The sequence below is a fragment of the Pseudomonas sp. GD03842 genome (genome assembly GCF_029841165.1).
Lineage (GTDB): Bacteria > Pseudomonadota > Gammaproteobacteria > Pseudomonadales > Pseudomonadaceae > Aquipseudomonas.
This window is the reverse complement of sequence record NZ_JAOCEA010000016.1, coordinates 74,021-93,971: the sequence shown is the minus strand read 5'-3', so window position 1 is coordinate 93,971 and position 19,951 is coordinate 74,021. Positions and strand designations below refer to the sequence as shown.

19 protein-coding genes are annotated in these 19,951 nt (G+C 63.0%); 11 read left to right on the top strand and 8 right to left on the bottom strand.

Annotation, left to right across the window (positions count from 1 at the left end; genetic code table 11):
- Positions 1–71: 71 nt before the first annotated feature.
- Positions 72–608 (top strand): sterol desaturase family protein, encoded by a 537-nt coding sequence (locus N5D61_RS21250; RefSeq protein ID WP_279894131.1) that lies wholly within the window; start codon positions 72–74, stop codon positions 606–608.
- On the opposite strand, the gene N5D61_RS21245 is transcribed toward N5D61_RS21250, so the two are convergent.
- The 5 genes from N5D61_RS21245 to fni are packed head-to-tail and all read right to left on the bottom strand — an operon-like array spanning position 490 to position 6,464.
- On the bottom strand, positions 490–1,491 hold the full coding sequence (locus tag N5D61_RS21245) for a phytoene/squalene synthase family protein (protein ID WP_279894130.1): 1,002 nt from the start codon (positions 1,489–1,491) through the stop codon (positions 490–492). The genes N5D61_RS21250 and N5D61_RS21245 overlap by 119 nt on opposite strands.
- On the bottom strand, positions 1,488–2,978 hold the full coding sequence (locus N5D61_RS21240) for a phytoene desaturase (RefSeq protein ID WP_279894129.1): 1,491 nt from the start codon (positions 2,976–2,978) through the stop codon (positions 1,488–1,490). Before N5D61_RS21240 ends, N5D61_RS21245 begins: the two co-directional genes overlap by 4 nt.
- Complete coding sequence (gene crtY, locus N5D61_RS21235) at positions 2,975–4,141, bottom strand: lycopene beta-cyclase CrtY (RefSeq protein WP_279894128.1); 1,167 nt, start codon at positions 4,139–4,141, stop codon at positions 2,975–2,977. The genes N5D61_RS21240 and crtY overlap by 4 nt, the downstream gene beginning before the upstream one ends.
- A complete protein-coding gene (locus N5D61_RS21230; RefSeq protein WP_279894127.1) occupies positions 4,138–5,412 on the bottom strand; it encodes a glycosyltransferase in 1,275 nt (424 codons plus the stop codon). The genes crtY and N5D61_RS21230 overlap by 4 nt, the downstream gene beginning before the upstream one ends.
- The gene (gene fni / locus N5D61_RS21225) at positions 5,409–6,464 is read right to left on the bottom strand and encodes a type 2 isopentenyl-diphosphate Delta-isomerase (protein ID WP_279894125.1); all 1,056 of its coding nucleotides are present in this window, start codon (positions 6,462–6,464) and stop codon (positions 5,409–5,411) included. Before fni ends, N5D61_RS21230 begins: the two co-directional genes overlap by 4 nt.
- A 199-nt stretch (positions 6,465–6,663) precedes the next feature.
- Between fni and N5D61_RS21220 the strand changes: the two genes are divergently transcribed.
- Positions 6,664–7,560 (top strand): polyprenyl synthetase family protein, encoded by an 897-nt coding sequence (locus tag N5D61_RS21220; RefSeq protein ID WP_279894123.1) that lies wholly within the window; start codon positions 6,664–6,666, stop codon positions 7,558–7,560.
- An 8-nt stretch (positions 7,561–7,568) separates the two neighbouring features.
- Here the strand turns inward: N5D61_RS21220 and N5D61_RS21215 are convergent, their stop codons facing one another.
- Positions 7,569–8,036: a hypothetical protein gene (locus tag N5D61_RS21215; protein ID WP_279894121.1), complete on the bottom strand. Its 468-nt coding sequence runs from the start codon at positions 8,034–8,036 to the stop codon at positions 7,569–7,571.
- A gap of 331 nt (positions 8,037–8,367) precedes the next feature.
- On the opposite strand from N5D61_RS21215, the gene N5D61_RS21210 reads away from it, so the two are divergent.
- Complete coding sequence (locus tag N5D61_RS21210) at positions 8,368–9,720, top strand: APC family permease (protein ID WP_279894120.1); 1,353 nt, start codon at positions 8,368–8,370, stop codon at positions 9,718–9,720.
- Positions 9,717–10,505 carry an OBAP family protein gene (locus tag N5D61_RS21205; protein WP_279894119.1) on the top strand — a complete coding sequence of 263 codons (789 nt, stop codon included), beginning with the start codon at positions 9,717–9,719 and terminating at the stop codon, positions 10,503–10,505. The genes N5D61_RS21210 and N5D61_RS21205 overlap by 4 nt, the downstream gene beginning before the upstream one ends.
- Before the next feature lie 53 nt (positions 10,506–10,558).
- Here the strand turns inward: N5D61_RS21205 and N5D61_RS21200 are convergent, their stop codons facing one another.
- Positions 10,559–11,245 (bottom strand): SDR family oxidoreductase, encoded by a 687-nt coding sequence (locus tag N5D61_RS21200; protein WP_279894118.1) that lies wholly within the window; start codon positions 11,243–11,245, stop codon positions 10,559–10,561.
- Positions 11,246–11,485: 240 nt separating this feature from the next.
- Between N5D61_RS21200 and N5D61_RS21195 the strand changes: the two genes are divergently transcribed.
- Positions 11,486–12,739, top strand: coding sequence for an MFS transporter (locus N5D61_RS21195; protein ID WP_279894117.1), 1,254 nt, complete (start codon positions 11,486–11,488; stop codon positions 12,737–12,739).
- A 66-nt stretch (positions 12,740–12,805) separates the two neighbouring features.
- Here the strand turns inward: N5D61_RS21195 and N5D61_RS21190 are convergent, their stop codons facing one another.
- On the bottom strand, positions 12,806–14,152 hold the full coding sequence (locus N5D61_RS21190; protein ID WP_279894116.1) for a cation:proton antiporter: 1,347 nt from the start codon (positions 14,150–14,152) through the stop codon (positions 12,806–12,808).
- A 297-nt stretch (positions 14,153–14,449) separates the two neighbouring features.
- Between N5D61_RS21190 and N5D61_RS21185 the strand changes: the two genes are divergently transcribed.
- From N5D61_RS21185 to N5D61_RS21160, 6 genes are read left to right on the top strand one after another with little or no spacing between them, the layout of a single operon-like run.
- On the top strand, positions 14,450–15,304 hold the full coding sequence (locus N5D61_RS21185; RefSeq protein WP_108238833.1) for an STAS domain-containing protein: 855 nt from the start codon (positions 14,450–14,452) through the stop codon (positions 15,302–15,304).
- 3 nt (positions 15,305–15,307) lie between these two features.
- Positions 15,308–15,670 (top strand): STAS domain-containing protein, encoded by a 363-nt coding sequence (locus N5D61_RS21180; RefSeq protein WP_279894115.1) that lies wholly within the window; start codon positions 15,308–15,310, stop codon positions 15,668–15,670.
- Complete coding sequence (locus tag N5D61_RS21175) at positions 15,667–16,071, top strand: anti-sigma regulatory factor (protein WP_108238835.1); 405 nt, start codon at positions 15,667–15,669, stop codon at positions 16,069–16,071. Before N5D61_RS21180 ends, N5D61_RS21175 begins: the two co-directional genes overlap by 4 nt.
- Entirely contained in the window at positions 16,068–17,081 is a 1,014-nt protein-coding gene (locus N5D61_RS21170) for an ATP-binding protein/SpoIIE family protein phosphatase (protein WP_279894170.1), read from the top strand. The genes N5D61_RS21175 and N5D61_RS21170 overlap by 4 nt, the downstream gene beginning before the upstream one ends.
- Positions 17,068–17,940 carry an ATP-binding protein gene (locus tag N5D61_RS21165; protein ID WP_108238836.1) on the top strand — a complete coding sequence of 291 codons (873 nt, stop codon included), beginning with the start codon at positions 17,068–17,070 and terminating at the stop codon, positions 17,938–17,940. Before N5D61_RS21170 ends, N5D61_RS21165 begins: the two co-directional genes overlap by 14 nt.
- Complete coding sequence (locus N5D61_RS21160; protein WP_108238837.1) at positions 17,933–19,891, top strand: response regulator; 1,959 nt, start codon at positions 17,933–17,935, stop codon at positions 19,889–19,891. Before N5D61_RS21165 ends, N5D61_RS21160 begins: the two co-directional genes overlap by 8 nt.
- Positions 19,892–19,951: the final 60 nt, after the last annotated feature.

The window sequence follows — 19,951 nt, the reverse complement described above, 5'->3', positions numbered from 1 at the left end:
GCGTCGCAGGCATCGAGAACGTTTACTGACGAAACAGGGTCACAACAGCTGACTGCACAGGGGTGACGAGAATGATGGTAAATACGCTGGTGTTTCTGACCACGCTGATCGGCATGGAAGGATTTGCCTTCGTCGCCCATAAATACATCATGCATGGCTGGGGCTGGGGATGGCACCGCTCCCACCATGAGCCCAGAACGGGGTGGTTCGAGAAGAATGACCTGTATGCGGTGGTGTTCGCCGCTTTCGCCATCCTCCTCATCGCATTGGGCACCCAGGGCGTGCACCCGCTGGAATGGATCGGCGCCGGCATGACGGCCTATGGGTTTCTGTACTTTTTGGCCCACGACGGGCTGGTGCACAAGCGCTGGCCCTTGCGCTACGTGCCGCGCAACGGTTATTTGAAACGCCTCTACCAGGCGCATCTGATGCACCATGCCGTGGCGGGCAAGGAGCGGTGCGTATCGTTCGGTTTCCTGTATGCACCTTCTATTTCATCGCTTCGGGCTCAACTTCGGCGTTTGCATGGGGGGGCGCTGGAAAAGCGTGACGAGGACGCTGCCAACCGTCAGCAGGGCGGTCAGGCCAGCGACGGCCTCGGGAACTGACGGCGCGCCAAAGCCCGGTCACGACCAGCCGGAGCTTGTCAGGCTTCGACGTCGATACGCGGGTATCCCACGCCCGGCTGCCCCGCTCCTTCACCTTGACACCAATCTCCCGGTACACCCCGCTGGCCGTCGCCACTGCCCAGGCCGAGCGCCACGGCAAGGCCGTCAGACCGGCCTGGGCACTGGCGTAAAAAGGCTCGGCCAAGTCCACCAGGCGGCGGGCCAGCACGGCCAGCGCCGCTCGGTACTGGGGTTCGGCAAGGTGCTGCTCGGGAATCGACAGTTCACGCAACCAGTCGCCAGGCAGGTAGCAGCGGCCAACGCCTGCATCTTCAATGATGTCGCGAGCGATGTTGGTCAGTTGAAAGCCCATCCCCAGGTCGCAGGCGCGATCCAGAGTACGTTCATCGCGGACGCCCATGACCTGCGCCATCATCAGCCCGACAACGCCAGCCACGTGATAGCAGTAGTCGAGCGTGTCTTCGATGCGCTCGTAGCGCCGCTGCTGAACGTCCATGGCGAACCCGGCCAGGTGCTCCAACGCATAGGTCTCGCGAATGCCATGGCGGCGCACCACCTCGCGGAACGCGGCGAATGCTTGACTGTGGACGGGCAGCCCGGCGTACACCGCCTGGGTCTGGGCCACCAACGCCGCCAGTCGCGCGTTGACCTCTTCCTGTTCCACAGGCGCGGCCAGGTGCCCCGCCTCCTGGCCGTCGATCACGTCGTCGCAATGCCGACACCAGGCATAGAGCATGACTGCGCTACGCCGGGTGGCCGGGTCGAACAGGCGCGACGCGGCGGCGAAGCTTTTCGAGCCGACGGCAATGCTTCGGGTCGCATGATCGAGCAGGGCTTGGTCGTCATTTTCGGCAGCAATCATTGGCGCAAGTCCTCCAGCATGAGACCGGCGGTGGCCTTGGCGGACCCCACGACCCCCGGCACCCCTGCCCCGGGATGCGTGCCTGCCCCGACCAGGTAGACGTTGCCCAGCGCCGCATCGCGATTGTGCGGCCGGAACCAGGCGCTCTGGGTGAGGATCGGTTCGAGGGAAAATGCCGACCCGAGGTGTGCATTCAGCTCACTCTCGAAGTCCGCCGGCGTGAAGATCCGACACGTGACCAGATCCTCCCGCAGTCCGGGCATGTAGTGTTTCTCCAGGTAATCGAAAATCCGGTCACGGTAGCGCGGGCCTTCGATCGTCCAGTCGATGGGGGCATTGCCCAGGTGGGGTACCGGCGACAGCACGTAATGGCTCGAGCAGCCTGGCGGAGCAAGGCTGGGGTCCGTCACACAGGGCGCGTGAAGGTACAGCGAAAAATCTTCAGCCAGCGCCTGCCCGTTGAAAATGTCCTGGATCAGCGCTTGATAGCGTGGCCCGAAGCAGACGGTATGGTGCTGCAATTGAGGCTGCGGGCGCTTGAGGCCGAAGTGGATGACGAACAGTGAGTTACTGAAGCGCTTGCGCTTGAGCCGGGCACTTTCCTTCTCGCCGCGGGCGTGCCCACCGAGCAAGGTGGCGTAGGTGTGGACCACGTCTGCATTGGAGGCGACACAGTCGGCGGCGAACTGTCGGCCATCCGCCAGGTGTACCCCGGTGGCGCGGTTGCCGACGGTGTCGATGCGGGCCACGTCAGCGTTGAGTTCGATGCGCCCACCGATGTCCTCGAACAGGCGGACCAGCGCGTTGACCAGCGCCCCGGTGCCGCCCCTCGGAAACCAGACGCCCCACTCTCGCTCCAGGGCATGAATCAGGGTGTAGATGGACGACGTGGCGAACGGATTGCCACCCACCAGCAGGGAGTGAAACGAAAACGCCTGGCGCAGCTTGTCATCCTCGATGAAGGCCGAGACCTTGGCGTACACGCTGCGCCACGCCTGAAGCCGCGCCAGTTGCGGCCCGGCGGACAGCATGTCGCGGAACGACAGGAACGGGACGCTGCCCAGCTTGAGGTACCCTTCGCGGAACACGGCTTTGGAATAGGCGAGAAAACGCTGATAACCTGCAACGTCCCGCGAGTTGAACTGGGCGATTTGCCGATCGAGTGCGGCCTGGTCATTGGCGTAATCGAAGCTTGATCCGTCCTCCCAGCGCAGCTGATAGAACGGCGCGACAGGCAGCAGTTCGACGTAGTCGGCCATCGTTCGACCGGCGGCGGTGAACAATTCTTCGATGGCCGTCGGGTCGGTGATCACCGTAGGGCCCGCGTCGAAGGTAAAGCCCTGATCCTGGTAGACATAGGCGCGCCCGCCGGGCTTGTCGCGCTTTTCCAGCAGCGTCGTCTGTACCCCCGCCGCCTGCAGGCGGATCGCCAAGGCCAGCCCTCCGAATCCGGCGCCAATCACAATGGCTTTTTTTGCCTCGGTCATTCTCGATTCTCGTACTGTCTGGGGTGGTAACGGAACATCGCGCGAAGCGCCTCGTCAACTGGCACAGGTGGCTTGCCGGAGACAATCCGCAGCTTGTCGGCGAGGTTGCTCTGTTCGGCATAGAAACGTTGGATCAGGCCCTCGGGAAGCCCATAGAAACGCTGCATCACCTGCCAACGGTGATCGGGCCGCCCCGCCAGAAACAGCATGCGGTTGAGCAAGCGATAGAAGCGTTGGCGATGCCAGACCCGAGCGGCATGAGTCCGTATACCCTTGGCCAGGATCCTGGCGTCAAGCTGGCGCTGTTCGGCGATCCAATCGGCCAGGCGTACGGCATGGGGCAACGAGTAACCGGTGGTGCAGTGGAACAGGCCTGCGCGCAGACCCGATAACGGCTGGCCCTGGGTGTCGCTCCAGAACCGAGAGAAATCACCGGCCAGGGTGATCGGCAGCACCCCATGCTCCTCACGCAGGCAAGCCGCGACAGCCCAGCCCCGAGCCTCCACATACTCGGCGATGTGGCTGCGCAACTGTTCGGCGGACAATGCCTGGCGGTCCACATAGTGCGTATCTTCCACCAGCACCGTATCGGCACTGAACGGCAGGACATAGACGAATCGATACCCCTGGCCCTGGGGCACTCGGGCATCCATGATGATCGGCGCCTCCAGGCCATGGGGCGCGTGCAACTGCAGCAACTGCCCCAGGAACGCCTGACGACCCAACACCATCTGAGCACTGGCCTGAACGCCGCGTCCGTCGATCACCGCACGGGCCTGCAGAGACTCTCCATTGGCCAGCGACACGGAAGTCGGGCTGAGCCGAGTGATCGCCACGCCCGTGCGCAAGTCATCCCCCAACGCGGCCCCAATGACGTCGGCAAAGCGCTCGGAATCAATGCTGGCGTAGCCCGAAGACAGGCGCCGGGATCGATCGGGAAAATGGACGTCGTAACACGGCCACCGCTGCACCACCAGCGGAGCGATCCAGCGGTGTTGGGCCGGGTTCAGGTCGCCGTCGTGAAACGACCAGGTGTGGTTGCCGCCGATGCGCGGCTGCGCCTCGATGCACAGCACTCGCCATTCGGGACGCACGTGTTTCAAGCGCCAGGCGATCAGCCCGTTGGCCAGTCCTCCACCCGCCAGGATCAGGTCGTAGGTCATGGAATGGCCTCCACAGGCACAGGCTTGCCGGTCCGCACCACGGCTTCGACGATGTCGGCAGCCCGTGAAGTCCCCCCTGCCCGATCCAGCTCTGACGCCAGCCGATGCAACGCCTCTTTGGGGTGCTGCAACAAGTGGGTGAGCGCGGTGTGAATCGAGCCCGCTCGAGCCCGGCGACTGAGGCGCAAACCTATGCCCGCGTGGATGACCCGCGCGGCCACGCCCGGCTGGTCGAAGCCGATGGGCATCACCAGCACCGGCGTACAGGCCTTGACCGCATCCATCACGGTATTGAGCCCGCCATGGGTGATCGCGATATCGGCGTGTTCCAAGGCCCATTGCTGAGGAGCAAAATCGGTGACCCACGTCGCACCGCTGCGCCGTAGCCGCTCTTCTTGAGCCGTTCCAAGGCCGCCGCAGTGCGCGATCAACAGTTGAGCCTCGAGCCGGGCGCAGGCTTTGGCGATCTGTTGGAACATCCCCATTCGGCCACCCTGCAACGTCCCCAGGCTGGCGAACACGAAGGGGCGCTGCGGATCGATCGCCCATTGCCCCTGCGCCGGTGCATCGGAACTGCGCAAGGGCCCGACGGCGTGAAAGGTCGAAGGCAACTGCTGGCGAGGAAGGTCGAACCCGGTGATCGTCTGGCTGATCTGGGCGTAAGGCGACAGGCATTGGTGAAGACCGTCGCGGGGGGCGATGGCGAGTTGTTGGCAGGCTTGGCGAATGACCCCGCGCAAGGGCCACATCAGGCCATCGTAAACGCGCTGGCTGGCGACATACAGGCGACGGCTGCGCTCATCCTGGCCGTAGGCGAACGGCATCACAGGCAATGGGATGTCGGGCTCGCGGTTGACCGGCAATGCACAGGCCACCGACACGAACGGCATTCCTATGGCCTCGGCGACCAAACCGCCAGCGGCCTCCATCTGATCGCACAGCAACGCGTCGACCCCCGCGTGCGCGAGCGCCGTTGGCAGCTCGTGGCACAGCATCCGAGTGGTCCGGCATAAATCCCGGATCACGCCGCGCAAGCGCAGCGGGTTATTGGAGGTCGCCGCCCGCCGCAACACAGCGTCAAGGCTACCGGGTGGATGACTGACGGCGCCCAACGCATGAAACCCTATACGCGGGTCAGCCAGCCAACGCCGTGCGTCGGCCGGTTGGAAAAAGGTGACGCGGTGACCGCGGTCGATCAACGCCGAGGCAAGCGCCTGCAGCGCCTGGGAATGGCTGTAGAAAGCGGGCGCTACGACGCCGAAGTGGCTCATGGGAACAGCGACAGTGTCGGGTCGGCGGGCAGCAGACGCGCGCGGCGTAACGCCGCGAGATTGGCCGAACCGGTACAAAAACAGGCAATCCGAAGCTGCCGAATGACGATGCGGAAATGCTCGATGACCGCAGGCGTGGACAGCGTGGCTTCGCGCAGCACACCCGCCGCCTGACCGATGACATCGGCGCCCAGGCAGATCGCTTTGGCCGCGTCGACGCCGTTGCGAATCCCGCCCGAGGCGATCAGGGGCATCTGGGGCAATGCGCGGCGGACACTCTGCAGACTGATGGCGGTGGGGATGCCCCAACCGCTGAACGCTTCAGCCACTCGCCGGTCTTCGGCCCGTACCGCTCGAGCGGCTTCGACCGCCGCCCAACTGGTGCCCCCCAGGCCGGCCACATCGATCACCTGCACGCCCGCATCGGCCAGCGCCACCGCTACCGGCGCGGAGAGCCCGGCTCCTACCTCCTTGACGACCACTGGCACGCCCAGCATCTGGACCGTGCGTGCAATCGCCTCCAGCACACCGCTCCAGTTTCGGTCGCCTTCGGCCTGCACGGCTTCCTGCAAAGGGTTCAGGTGGATGATCAAGGCATCGGCATGCAGGCTGTCCACTGCTCGGCGCGCCAAGTCCAGGCCGTCACGCTCCAGCAATTGCGCCGCACCGATGTTGCCAAGCAAGGGAATGTCGGGCGCCAGCCGACGGAGTTCGCTCGTCAGCCCCTGGTCATTGCCACTTCTCAGTCCGACGCGTTGCGAGCCTACCCCCATGGCGATGCCCAGCTCCTGGGCGGCCTCGGCCAGATGCCGGTTGATGGCCGTTGCACGCTCGGCGCCCCCGGTCATCGAACTGATCAACAGCGGTGCGCGCAGCGTTTTCCCCACCAACGCACTGCTCAGATCGATCGCGTCGAGGTTCAACTCGGGCAAGGCACAGTGTTCGAATTGCAGCGCATCGAGCCCGGTGCCCCGGCCACGAGGACCCGCGCGTCGGTCGAGCACGATGTTCAAGTGGTCATCCTTGCGTCTACTCAAATCGCTATTGCTCATTACAAGCCCCGACTGGCTGGAATCATTTCGTATACGGCGTGGTCATTTCATGAGAAAACTTATACAAACGCCTCGACAGTACACGTTTTGTACAAGATTGGCTCAACTGAGGCACCTGCGTTGCGAAGTCGTTCCCCGACTTGTAGCGTGACAGGTCTACGCAACCGTTCCAGTCGCGACAGTAAAGGAAGATACCCCGATGAGTACGGACTCCGCTGCCATCCTCGACCTCGGCTTCACCGAGCGTCTTTCTGTGGTGCGCGCCGCCATCGAGCAGCGTCTCGATGAATTGCTCCCAGAGAGTGGCAACGAACGCGATCTGGTGGCGCTGGCGATGCGTGATTCAGCGCTCGCGCCCGGCAAGCGGATGCGCCCGGTGCTGCTCATGCTCATTGCACAGGGGCTTGGCCATGAAGGGACGGCGGCGCTGGATCTGGGTTGCGCGGTCGAGCTGATTCACGCGGCTTCACTGGTGCTGGACGACATGCCGTGCATGGACAACGCGTCTTTGCGGCGTGGCAAGCCAACGGTGCACCTGAAATTCGGCGAGGACGTGGCAATTCTGACTGCGGTGGCGCTGTTGAGCCGCGCGTTCGGCGTCATCGCATCGATCGCCGACCTGGCGCCGACGATCCGGACTCAACTGGTCGAGCTGGCCGCGAACGCGGTGGGCATGCAAGGGTTGGTGCGCGGCCAGTTTCTCGACCTGCGCGACGGGCAGCACAGCCGGAGTGCGGAAGACATCGCCATGACCAACGACCTCAAGACCGGTGTGCTGTTCGGTGCCATCGTCGACATGGCCTGGTTGATCAGCCACGGCGCCGAAAACGCCCGTGCCCCGCTGCAGAACTTTGCGATGGAACTGGGTCAGGCGTTCCAGATGTATGACGATCTGTGCGATGGCTGCAGCGACACCGGCAAGGACTCGGGCAAAGACCTCGGCAAGTCGACCTTCGTCTCGGTCTACGGCGAGGAAAAGGTCAAGGCCCAGTTGCACCTTCACCTGGCCAACGCCGAAACCCACCTGCGCCAGGTGTTCAATGACGTCCATATGATCGAGGGCTTCATGGCCATGGTGTTCAAGAAGCGGTTTTGATCAACCGTTCACGGCTGGGGGCGCTCGGCGATGGCCTGCTTAAGCGCCGCGCCATCAGTGAACCGCTTCTCCTGCACCACTGCGCCGCCCTTGAGCGCCAGCCATTGGACCGACTCCCGATCCCCGTTGTACTCACCGGCGACCCGGCCGTCGCGATCCAGCAGAATCCGGTAGTTGGCCGAGCGCATCGCAGGCACGGCCACCAGCTTGATGACTGACGGCATTTTTTCGATGTCCGCGACATAGATCATGTGGCGCGACTCCAGATAGCCTGCGGGCGCGTCCTCGATCGCCGCGTTGACCAATTTCGCCGCTGCCATGCTGCGCGCGACCAGCAGCACCTGAGCCTCGTCATCGAGGGTGTAGGCCTTGTCGTTCTGATCCAGCAATGTCCATTTCCGGACGGGCTGATGAGCGTTGTCGGCCAACGCGCTGAAACACAGGAAAGCCCCTGCCACGAGAACAAGTCGGCGCATTGTAAAGACCCTGGATAGCCAAAAGGACCTCCATCTTAAGGCAGCGAAGACCTTTTGGCCCGCCCGGATCGAGTGGGTGCCTGTCGGTGGTTCCTTGGCTTTCCCGCGATCGCGATTGCTGAGTCAGAACAGGGTTGTCTGACACGCCGCTGTCGCGGGCAAGCGCGCTCCTACAATCGACTTCGGATCTGCGCTGTCGCCCTGCACGTTGGGCGCCGGTTTTGAAAAATGCCGGAATCTTCCCATGTAGACACGATCTTCCTGATAGCCATGAAGTCAGGTAATGGCGTTCGCCGTTGCCGATTCATGCCACTCAAGCAGGGAGCACCGCATGCCAATGACACCCCCATCACCCCGGCCAGCCCTCAAGCGCGCCGTCACAGGTCCCATGCTGCTACTGTTCATTCTCGGCGATGTGCTCGGAGCTGGCGTCTACGCCCTGGCGGGCACTATTGCCGGTGAAGTGGGCGGGGCGATCTGGGTTCCCCTCCTGATTGCGCTGTGTTTTGCCTTGCTGACGGCCGGTTCCTACGCCGAACTGGTGACCAAATACCCCCATGCAGGCGCTTCAGCCGTGTTCGCGGGCAAAGCGTTCAACTCCCCGCTGATCGCCTTTCTGGTGGGATTCTGCATGCTGGCCGCAGGCGTCACCAGCGCAGCGGGCCTGTCGTTGGCGTTCGCCGGGGACTACCTTTCGGTATTCGTGCAGGTTTCGCCGCCCGTTGCGGCCCTGGTGTTTTTGGGGCTTATCGCACTGCTCAATGCCCGAGGGATCAAGGAATCCCTGTCGGCCAACGTGGTGATGACCCTGATCGAGGTGTCGGGGCTGCTGATCGTGATGGTGGCGGCCCTCTGGTTTTTCCGCACGGGTGAGGCTGATCTTTCACGGGCGTTGTCCTTCAAACCGGGGGTCAACCCTGCGCTGGCGGTGCTGAGCGCCGCGTTGCTGGCGTTCTATTCGTTTGTCGGCTTCGAGACATCCGCCAACCTCGCGGAGGAAATCCGCGATGTGCGCAGGACCTATCCTCGCGCGCTGTTCGGCGCGCTTTTGCTCGCAGGCGCCGTTTACATGGGGGTCGCCATAGCCGCTGCGTCGGTGATGCCTGTGGAGCGGTTGCTGACCTCCTCCGCGCCACTGCTCGAAGTGGTCAAAGCCTCGGGCTTGGGCGTCTCCCCACGCCTGTTCGCGTTCGTCGCGTTGGTGGCCGTGGCCAACGGCGCGTTGCTGACGATGATCATGTCGAGCCGACTGGCTTACGGAATGGCGCGCCAGGGATTGCTTCCACGCGCATTGACGCAGGTCTTCCCGCAGCGCCGCACCCCGGGCATGGCGATTCTCGCCACGTCGGTGGTTGCGGTGGCGCTGACACTGACAGGCTCCCTGCAGACGCTGGCGCAAACGGTAGTGCTGTTGCTGCTTTTCGTGTTCATCAGTACCAATCTGGCGGTCTTGGTCTTGCGCAAGGACAAGGTGCAGACGCCCCACTTCAGAGTGCCGACCTGGATGCCTGTGCTGGGCATCGTGTCCTGCCTGCTGCTGCTGAGCCAACAGAGCATGGGCACATGGCTGCGCGCCGGGGCCCTGATCCTGGTCGGCGTGGGGCTGCACGCGGTAGCACGGGCGGGCGGCGTGAAACCCCTCGCCCCTGCGGATATCGAACCGGCCCACGAGAAAACATCATGAACCTTCGTCATGCCGCGCACGGTCCTTCCCGCTTCAAACTGGCATACCTGAGCCTGGGCTTCGCTTCGCTGGCGGCGTGCGGATCTCACACGTCGCCTTCCCCCGTGGACGCTCCCGGCAAGCCCACCGCCCCCACGACCCAAGCCCTCGACACAGGCGCGCACCTGTTGCAAAGCCGACCGCCGATCGATCGACTGAATGCCTATCTGGACGGCTTCCATTTCTACAACGGCCACCAACAGGCGCAGATGGAGGCGCACCACTACTGTTCGGTGCTCAATGACGACGTGATCCAATGCGTCATCTTCGATGGCAACACCCAAGACGCGAAGCTGATGGGGGTGGAGTACATCGTCAGTGCCGCGCTTTTCGCCCGATTGCCCGAGGGGGAAAAGGCGCTCTGGCACAGCCACCGGCATGAAGTGACATCAGGGCAGTTGATCGCGCCGGGTATTCCCGAACCTGCCGAACATGCGCTGATGGAAAAGTTGGCGAGCACCTACGGCAAAACCTGGCACACCTGGCATACCGATCAGGACAAGACCCTTCCGCTGGGCATGCCGCAATTGATGATGGGCTTCGTCGCCGATGGTCAGGCCGATCCGCGCATGGTCCGCGAACGGGATCGCCGGTTTGGCGTCAGCAGTGATGCCAAGCGGGCCGCACGGTCAGACATCACGGCCCCTGAACCGCTCCCGGGCGTAGATGCCTGGCGTCAGGGCAACGTGATTCAGATCAATGACCCGACCGGCACGTCGCACGCGGGGCGCACGCAGGCCCCTTAGAACGGGCAGAGAGGCGCCAGCACAGGCGCCTTGACGTGCACCCGAGTCGGCGATCAAAACGAGGACGGATCGAAATACACCGGCTCGGAACTGGACAGTGTCGATTTGACCTGTACGGTGCCCTCATCGGCCAGGACTTCCAAGGCCCCGGCTTCCAACCCGGCATAGACTTTCCTGGCGACCAGATCAGGACTCGACTTGGGCATGTCGAACCCCTTGGTCATATCCGTGTCGAGGAAGCCCACATGCAGCGCGACGACCTGAGTCCCCTGGCTCTTCAACTGCAGGCGCAACGCGTTGGTCACGCTCCATGCCGCGGATTTCGACGCCGCGTACGCCGCCAGCATCGGAACACTCAGCCAGGTGGCGTCGGATAGCACATTGATGCATGCGCCCCCGCCATTCGCGGCGAGCACAGGGGCAAACGCCTGCGACACCCGAACGATCCCGAAGTAATTGGTCTCCATAAGCGTGCGCGACAGTTCGTCCATGTTCTGATCGAGCGGGCCGTTCATCAAACTGACGATGCCGGCGTTGTTCACCACCAGGGTGACGTCTTGGCACATCGCAGCGGCAGCCCGGACCGACGCATCGTCGGTCACGTCCAGTCTGACGGGGGTCAGACCGGGGACGTCAAAGCCCTCAGTATTGCGCATCCCCGCATAGACTTTCGAAGCGCCCAAGGCGTGAGCGGCTTTGGCGAATGCCAGGCCGAGGCCCCGGTGGCATGCGTGCCTCATGCAGGGCGGATGGCTCGGGAGACCGCCGCTGCCGAGCGAAAGCCCGCTCGCCCCTTCAAGGCTGCAAAAGCCACAGGGCTCGGAACACACGAATAAGCGCGTCTTATCACTCTCATTGATAAGTATTATCGAACCGCTCGCCTGTGGCGTGCGCCTGACTGAAACCTACAATCCTCGCCAGTTCGTCTCCCCGCTTCAGTGCCTGCTTTCAGGCCCCATCTCCCACTTGGAACCATGCCCATGCCAAGCGCCAGCCAGGCCTCCCAAGGCCGTCCCGACCATGATCAGCAAAACGTCAAACAGCAGTGGTTAGCCATCCTTTCCGTGGCCGTCGGCGCCTTTGCGCTGGTGACCAGTGAATTTCTTCCTGTCGGGGTACTCAACGATGTGGCCCGGGATCTGGGCATCAGCGCCGGCCATGCCGGTTTGATGGTGACCCTGCCCGGCATCATGGCCGCCCTCGCCGCGCCCCTGTTGTCAGTGGGCATCGGGGCACTGGACCGGCGTTTTCTGCTGATCGGCCTGACGCTGATCATGATCGTCGCCAACCTGACAGTGTCTTGGGCCAGCGATTTCAACCTGCTGTTGTTCGGGCGCGTGCTGCTGGGTATCAGCATCGGCGGGTTCTGGGCGACGGCCATTGCCCTGAGCGGGCGATTGGCACCGCGGGGCGTCAGCGTCGCGCAGGCGACCTCGATCATCATGGTCGGCGTGACCCTCGCCACGGTGCTGGGGGTGCCAGTCGGCACTTGGCTGAGTGAGCTGATGGGCTGGCGCATGACCTTTCTGGTGACCGCGCTGGTGGGCATACCGGTGTTGTTAGCGCAGCTCTTCCTGTTGCCACGCCTCAACCCCGACAAGGCCATTCGCATCAGCGACCTGCCCGCGCTGTTCATCAATCCGCAAGCGCGCGTGGGGTTGATCGCCGTGTTGCTGATCGGCCTGGCGCATTTCGCTGCCTACACCTACGTCGCGCCGTTCTTCAAGCACAACGCCGGGTTCGACGGGCCCACCATTGGCTCGTTGCTGCTGCTCTACGGGGTGGCTGGGGTGTTCGGCAATCTGTTCGCAGGCTTCGCCGCCAATCGCAGTGTGCGCCATACGTTGCTGCTGGTGGGCCTGATGATCGGCATCAGCACCGTCCTGTTCCCGTACTTCGCCACTCAGCTGACGGGGGCAGCGATGCTGATTGCGCTCTGGGGCTTTGCCTTTGGTGCCTTCCCAGCGTGCGCCAGCATCTGGATGTTCGTGGTCGCGCCGCAGGATGTCGAACGCGGCATGCCCCTGTTCGTCGCCATGTTTCAAGTGATCATCGCAGTGGGTTCATTCTTCGGCGGCCAGATCGTCGATCAGATGGGCAGTTCGGTGCTGATGAGCCTGGCCACGGCGCTGGTAGGCTGTGGCCTGGTGACCGTGCTGGTGCTGGGCCGCCACGTCAGTAACCACCTGGCCGGCGGTGCTGACGATCAACGCGCCGTCATCAGCCATCATTGATGACGACGTGCCCCGGCCCCTCGGATTCGCTTTGAAGGGGCCGAGCGCGTCAGACAGCCCTGCGCTTCACTCTCGACGCCAGTTTTTCCAGGCCTCATAGCGATTCAGCAAAGGCTGCACGCTGATGCCATGGATCACGATACTCAAGGCCACCACAGACAGCACCAAGTTCGTGCCCAGCGCCGCATCGCCTGCGCCCAGCCCATGATTGAGCGAATAGAACAGATAGTAGAGGCTGCCCACGCCCCTGATGCCAAACCAGCCGAGCAGACTTCTCTGCCGGAGATTCAACACCCCTTGGGAAGGCATCAAGACGCTGCTGACCGGTCGCAGAAACAGAAACAACGCGGCCGCCACCCATAGCGCCCGGATGTCCCAATGCTCCAGCACCACGACGCCGAGCAGGGTCACCAGAAACACCTCCAGCGCGCGTTCGACCAGGCTGCCGAACGCCAGCATGTCACCTAACATGATTCCGGCGGCGACCTGCGACGTACCGAGCGACCCGATATCGCCCTTGACCGCATGTTCGGGGGCCAGATGTTGGTGGCCGACCACCGGTTGCACCAAGTGCTCGGCAGCGGGTTCCTGAGGGTCGGACGACGTCTGCACTTCGGTCTGACGCAACCCCACCCCTGCGGCGAACACTGCCAGGAAGCCATAGCCATGCAATGCCTCGGCGACGACGTAGGCGATGGCGATCAACGCCAGCGCCAGATAATCGTTGGGTGATACGGTACTGTCGTCATGTTGCAGACGCAGGTATAGGGTGAGTTTTCCAAGGCCGCGCCCCAGCCAATAGCCACACAGCAACCCCGCCGAGACCGACCACAGCACGTCCCGCAGCAGCCAGTCGCTCAGCCAATCGCCTTGTGGGTTTCCCAGCAGCAGCAGGCCCAGCAGCACGAAAGGAAACGCCACGCCGTCATTCAGACCGGCCTCGCCGGAGAGGCTGAAGCGCACCGAGTCGGAATCCTGCGCGTCCATGACCTGCACCAGCGTCGCCAGCACAGGGTCGGTGGGCGCGAGCATGGCCCCGATCAGCACCGACAGGCCCCACCCCAGGCCTAGGCCCATGTGCAGCAGCACGCTGACGCCGCCGATACAGATCACCATGACCGGCCCCGCGAGCCAACTGGCGGCCCACCACCTGCGGTTCTGTAAAGGAAGGCGCAGTTTCAGTCCGGTGAAAAACAGCGAAAACAACACTGCGACTTCGGTGAGGTGCTCCATCCAATGGCTGGCCTGACCGATATCGAGGCGCAACAGGCCCAGGCCGGTCGTGCCAAGCCCCATGCCAAGGCACAGGCACACGACAGAAGACGTGACCGGAATCCAGCGCAGGTAGGAAGAGGACAGCGCGAGCAGCAACAGCACAGCGCCGAGCATGGCAAACCAGACTATAAAGGTCATCCGTCATGGAACCTGATCGAGTAATGAATTCCCTTTTCGACTGGCGGATGCGTGGCATCGTTGCAGGAATTATCGATACACGGCTGTCACGCCACCTGCCGCGTGAGCTGCTATCTTGACATCATCCCTCGCGAGGCGTATTTCGGTGCGTCGCTTCCTTACCTTGAAGGCGGCAGAGTGCAGGTCGAATCGCGTGAGCCGAACATCCCCGTGTTATCCGGATTTATTGAACCTATGGCCGACGCCAAGCTCTCTCAATGACTAAAAAGGCTTCCCGCCTCCCCAGGAGTCATCTACATGGCAGCACTGCATCAAAACACCCTGAACGCTATCGCCCGCTCCGAACAGCAGTTGTCGGAAAACTGGTGGGCGGCGCTCGAGGCCAGTGGCTCCACGCGTAACCTCAAAGCGGAAGACGTACGTCAGCAAATCGCCGAATTCCTGCAACTCGTTGTGTCTGCGCTGACAGGTGGCGCTTCGCAAACGATCAGCGCCAGCGAATGGAACGACACCCGGCTTTTCCTGGAAAAGCTTTCCAGTCAGAGAGCCCTGGCCGGACAGGATTCCGAGCAGACCGCTCAGTTCATTTTTGCCTTGAAAGGCCCGCTGTTCTCCATCCTGCAAGCGGAGTACCGTGACCAACCCGAGGTGCTGGCCGAGCAGCTCTGGGAAATCTCCCAACTGCTGGACTTGCTGGCCTTGCACACCATCCGCACCTTCCAGAAATCCCGCGAGGCCGTCATCAAACGACAGCAAGAAGAACTGTTGGAGCTTTCAACGCCGGTGGTCAAGCTGTGGGATGGCGTCCTGGCCCTGCCCATGATCGGCACGCTCGATTCCCAGCGCACCCAGATGGTCATGGAATCGTTGCTTCAGCGCATTGTCGACACTGGCTCGCAGATCGCGATCATCGACATTACCGGCGTGCCCACCGTGGACACCCTGGTTGCGCAGCACCTGCTCAAGACCGTGACCGCCATCCGACTGATGGGTGCCGATTGCATCATCAGTGGCGTGCGCCCACAGATCGCCCAGACCATCGTGCACCTCGGGCTCGATTTGCAAGGCGTGGTGACCAAGGCCAACCTTGCCGATGCGCTCGGCCTGGCCTTGCGTCGCCTGGGCCTGGCCGTCGCCAAGTCGTCGGTATAACCCATGGAACGGATACCGATTCTACAAATGGGGGACTTCCTGCTGGTCACCATTCAGGTCGACATGCACGACCAATTGGCGATGACATTGCAGGATGACCTCTCGGAACGGATCAGCAAGACCTCCGCGCGCGGCGTGCTGATCGACATTTCGGCGCTGGACATGGTGGATTCGTTCATTGGCCGAATGATCGGCATGATTTCCGGGCTGTCCCGCATCATGGATGCAGAGACCGTACTAGTGGGGATGCAACCGGCAGTGGCGATCACCCTCGTCGAACTGGGCATGACCCTGCCTGGTGTCAGCACCGCGCTGAATGTCGATCGTGGCATGGCCTTGCTCCGCGAGCGGGCATACCTCCAATGACCGTACAGAGCAGCGGCACCCAAGAGATTCGCATCGAACAGGATGTCGTGCTGGCTCGCCAGTTCGTCCGCAAGCTGGCTCAGGACAGCGGCATGCGCCTGATCGACCAGACCAAGCTGGTCACCGCCGTGTCGGAGCTCGCGCGCAACACCATCGTCTACGGCGGCGGTGGCGCCATGGATTGGGAAGTCCTCGAAGACGCCGGCCGCAACGGCCTGCGCCTGACATTTCGTGACGAGGGGCCCGGCATTCCGGACATCAAAATGGCGATGACCGATGGTTGGTCATCGGGCAAGGGTCTGGGCCTGGGCCTGACCGGCGCAAAACGCCTGGTGGACGATTTCGAACTGGACACGGCGCCGGGCAAAGGCACGCGAGTGATGATCGGAAAATGGACCTGACGCTCAATGGAAGCCTGACCCAGGTCTTGCGTATCGAAGACGACAGTCAGATCGGACACGCACGGCGAACTGCGCAGAAGCTGGCCGAGAGCCAGGGCTTCGACACCGTCGACGTCGGCCGGGTCGGCCTGGTGGTGACTGAGCTGGCCAGCAACATTCTCAAGCATGCCGTCCATGGCACCATTCATCTGCGCGTCCTGCCCGGCCCCTCTGAGGGGGTCGAAGTGCTCGCGGTGGACCGTGGCCCGGGCTTCGATCCGGCGCGGTGCCTGCCTGATGGTTTTTCGACTCGAGGCACGCAGGGCATCGGGCTCGGTGCCGCGCTGCGCCAGGCCCAGGTATTCGACGTGCACACGGACGCCCGAGGCTCGGTCGTGCTGGCGCGCTTTTACCCGCGCAACTCGGCCATCGAGGACCTTCGCTACGGCGTCAGTCAACATTCGCTCCACGACGACCCGGTCTGCGGCGACCTCTGGGCGGTCTGCATTCGTGACGAGAAATGCGTGGCGCTGGTCATCGATGGCCTGGGCCATGGTCCTGCGGCCGAACAAGCGGCGCGGGCAGGCGCCAGCGCTTTCCTGCGTCACCCCACCGACGAACCCGCCAGCCTGCTGGACGACATGCACCACGCCATGCGTGGCACCCGCGGCGGGGCCGTGGCAGTGGCTCATTACGACGGTGAGCACCGCCAGTTGCGCTTCAACGGCATCGGCAACATCGGCGCCCTGCTGGTCGGCGGTGAACGGCCCCGGGGCCTGCCATCGCATCCGGGCATCGTCGGCCTGCAATATCGACGGGTCGCCTCGGTGGCCTATCCTGACTGTGGTGGACAGTTGCTGATCCTCTACAGCGACGGCCTGCAGTCACGCTGGAATTTGCGTGACTACCCCGGCCTGACGTTTCGCCACCCGGCCATCATCGCTGCCGTGCTGCACCGCGACTATTGTCGGGGCAAGGACGACGTGACCGTACTGGTCATCGCACTGGAGAGCTCCCATGACAGGACCTGACACCCAAGAAACAGGCGGGGCGTCGGACGAAGTCGTGCGTTTGCGCGCCGAAGCGGACGCGCTGCGTGCCGAACTGGACGAGACCAATCAGGGCGTTCTGGCGTTGTATGCCGAACTGGACAACCAGGCGGAACAACTGCGCGAAGCTTCCGACCTGAAAAGCCGCTTCCTGTCTTACATGAGCCATGAGTTCCGCACCCCGCTGGGCTCGATTCTGAGCATCGCCAGCCTGCTGACCGATGAGCTGGATGGCCCGCTGAGCCCGGAGCAACACAAACAGGTCACGTACATCAGCACCTCCGCGCAAGAGCTGAGCGATATGGTCAACGACCTGCTGGACCTGGCCAAGATCGAAGCCGGCCGCATCTCCATCTCGCCCGCTTGGTTCGACATGCTGGATCTGTTTTCGGCGCTGCGGGGCATGTTCCGCCCCATCGTCGACACCTCGGCCGTCGACCTGATTTTCGAAGAGCCCGCCGGCTTGCCGCAGCTGTACACGGACGACAAGAAGCTGGCGCAGATACTGCGCAACTTCATTTCCAACTCACTCAAGTTTACCCAACGTGGCGAGGTGCGCATCTCGGCCGGGCTGGAGAATGACCGTGAAGTCCGTTTCGCCGTGAGCGACACCGGCATCGGCATTCCCGAAGAACTTCACGAAACCTTGTTCGAAGATTTCGTTCAAGTCGACTCACCGCTGCAGAAGCGGTTACGGGGCACCGGCCTGGGCTTGTCGCTGTGCAAGCGTTTTGCCGAGCTGTTGGGCGGCCGCGTGGGCCTGACCAGCCAGCCTGGCCAGGGTTCGACGTTTTACGTGATCATCCCCTTGGCGTTGGCGCAGGAGCAGGCAAATGCATAGAAACGCGCGTCTGCTCATCGTCGACGACAACGTCGCGACCCGCTACGCCCTGCGCCGTCGGATGGAACGGCACGGCTTCACCGTCGCCGACGTCGGGACCGGATCGGAAGGGTTGGCGCTGATCGCGGCCGACCTGCCCGACGCGCTGATCCTCGATGTCAACCTGCCGGACATGAGCGGCTTCGATATCGTGCGCCTCCTACGCTCGGTGCCTCGCACGGCGCTGCTGCCTGTCGTCCATGTCTCGGCGGCTTCGATTCAGTCCGGGGACATCGTCACGGGCCTGGAAGCCGGTGCCGATGCCTACCTCGTCCACCCGGTGGACCCAGACGTGTTGCTGGCCACGATCCGCACCTTGTTGAGGGTGCGCGACACGGAAAGCGCGCTGCGCGAAAGCGAGGACCGCTTCCGCGAAATCTTCGCCAACGTTGCCGCGCCGATCGCGGTAATGGGCGGCGACCTCAGTGTTCACGAATGCAATCAGGCGTTCGCCCGTCTGTTGGATGATTCACCTCCCGGCCAGCCGATGACACCGCTGTTCCGCGATGGGCAGGCGCTGCAACTGACAGGCCTGCGCGAAGCGATCAACACAGGCGAGCGCTGGCAAGGCACCTTGAGCCTCTGGGTCAGGGGTGACCTGCGCGAAACGGAGTGGCGCGTTTCGCCTTACCGCGCCAGCGGCGCGAGCCTGGTGTTCATTGAAGACGTGACCGAGCACCACCTGCGCGAGCAGTCCCATCAGCAAGCACTCAAGACGGTCAATCATCAACTGGCCCTTGAAGTCGCCGAACGCGCCAAAACGGAAGAACGGCTGCTGCAGGCACAGAAGATGGACGCCATCGGCAAGTTGACCGGCGGCATTGCGCATGACTTCAACAACTTGCTGACCGGCATCATCACAGGCCTGGAACTGATCAAGAAGCGCACGCTGGATGCACAGCCGCAGAAATTGCTCACCTATGCCGAAGCCGCGCTGTCATCGGCCAAAAGTGCAGCGAGCCTCACGCTTCGCCTGTTGGCGTTCGCCCGCCAGCAACCGCTCGATGCCCAACCTTGCGACGTCAACGCGCGCGTGCGCTCGCTGGAAGACCTGCTGAGCCGTACCATTGGCGAGCGCATCAGCCTGTCGCTGGAACTGACCTCACGCAACGCGATTGCGATGGTCGACACCGGTCAGTTGGAAAGTGCGATTCTCAACCTCGTCATCAATGCACGGGATGCGCTGCCCGATGGCGGCACCATTCGCATCAGTACATTCGAAACCTGTATGCGGGGAGATCTCCAACTCGCCGACGGCCCCTACATCGCCCTGACGGTTAAGGACGATGGCGTGGGTATCGATCCCCTTGTAATCGACAAAGTGTTCGACCCCTTCTACACCACAAAGCCTGTCGGTCAGGGCACTGGGCTGGGCTTGTCGACCATCTACGGTTTCGCCCGACAATCCGGTGGGGATGTCAGGCTGCGCAGCGTCTTGTCACAGGGCACCGAAGTGACGCTGATGCTGCCTGCCGCCGAGCAGCAATCCGTCGCGGAGCAGCCTCCTGCGGAACCCGCCTCGGCTGGCACCGGCGAACACATTCTGGTCGTTGAAGACACCGACTCGGTGCGCATGTTCGTGACCGAGGTGCTGACCGATGCGGGCTACCGTTGCAGCGCGGCGGCGGATGTCGAAACGGCGCTGGATATCCTGGGCCGGGACCCTTCCGTCGACCTGCTGCTGACCGACGTCGGCCTGCCGCGTATGAACGGGCGCGAATTGGCCGATGCAATGAGACACCAGCGTCCTGATGTACCCGTATTGTTCATGACCGGTTACGCCGAAAACGCGTTGAATCGTCAGGCCTTTCTCGGCGACCGAATGGACCTGATCACCAAGCCCTTCCAGATCCCCGAGTTACTGGGCAAGTTGAAAAGCGTGCTGAACGCCAACTCGGCTGAGGCTGGGTAAAGGCTCACGTCTTTGCAACTGAGCTTCGGCAACGCCCAAGGCGCGCGACCGCATCCTCCA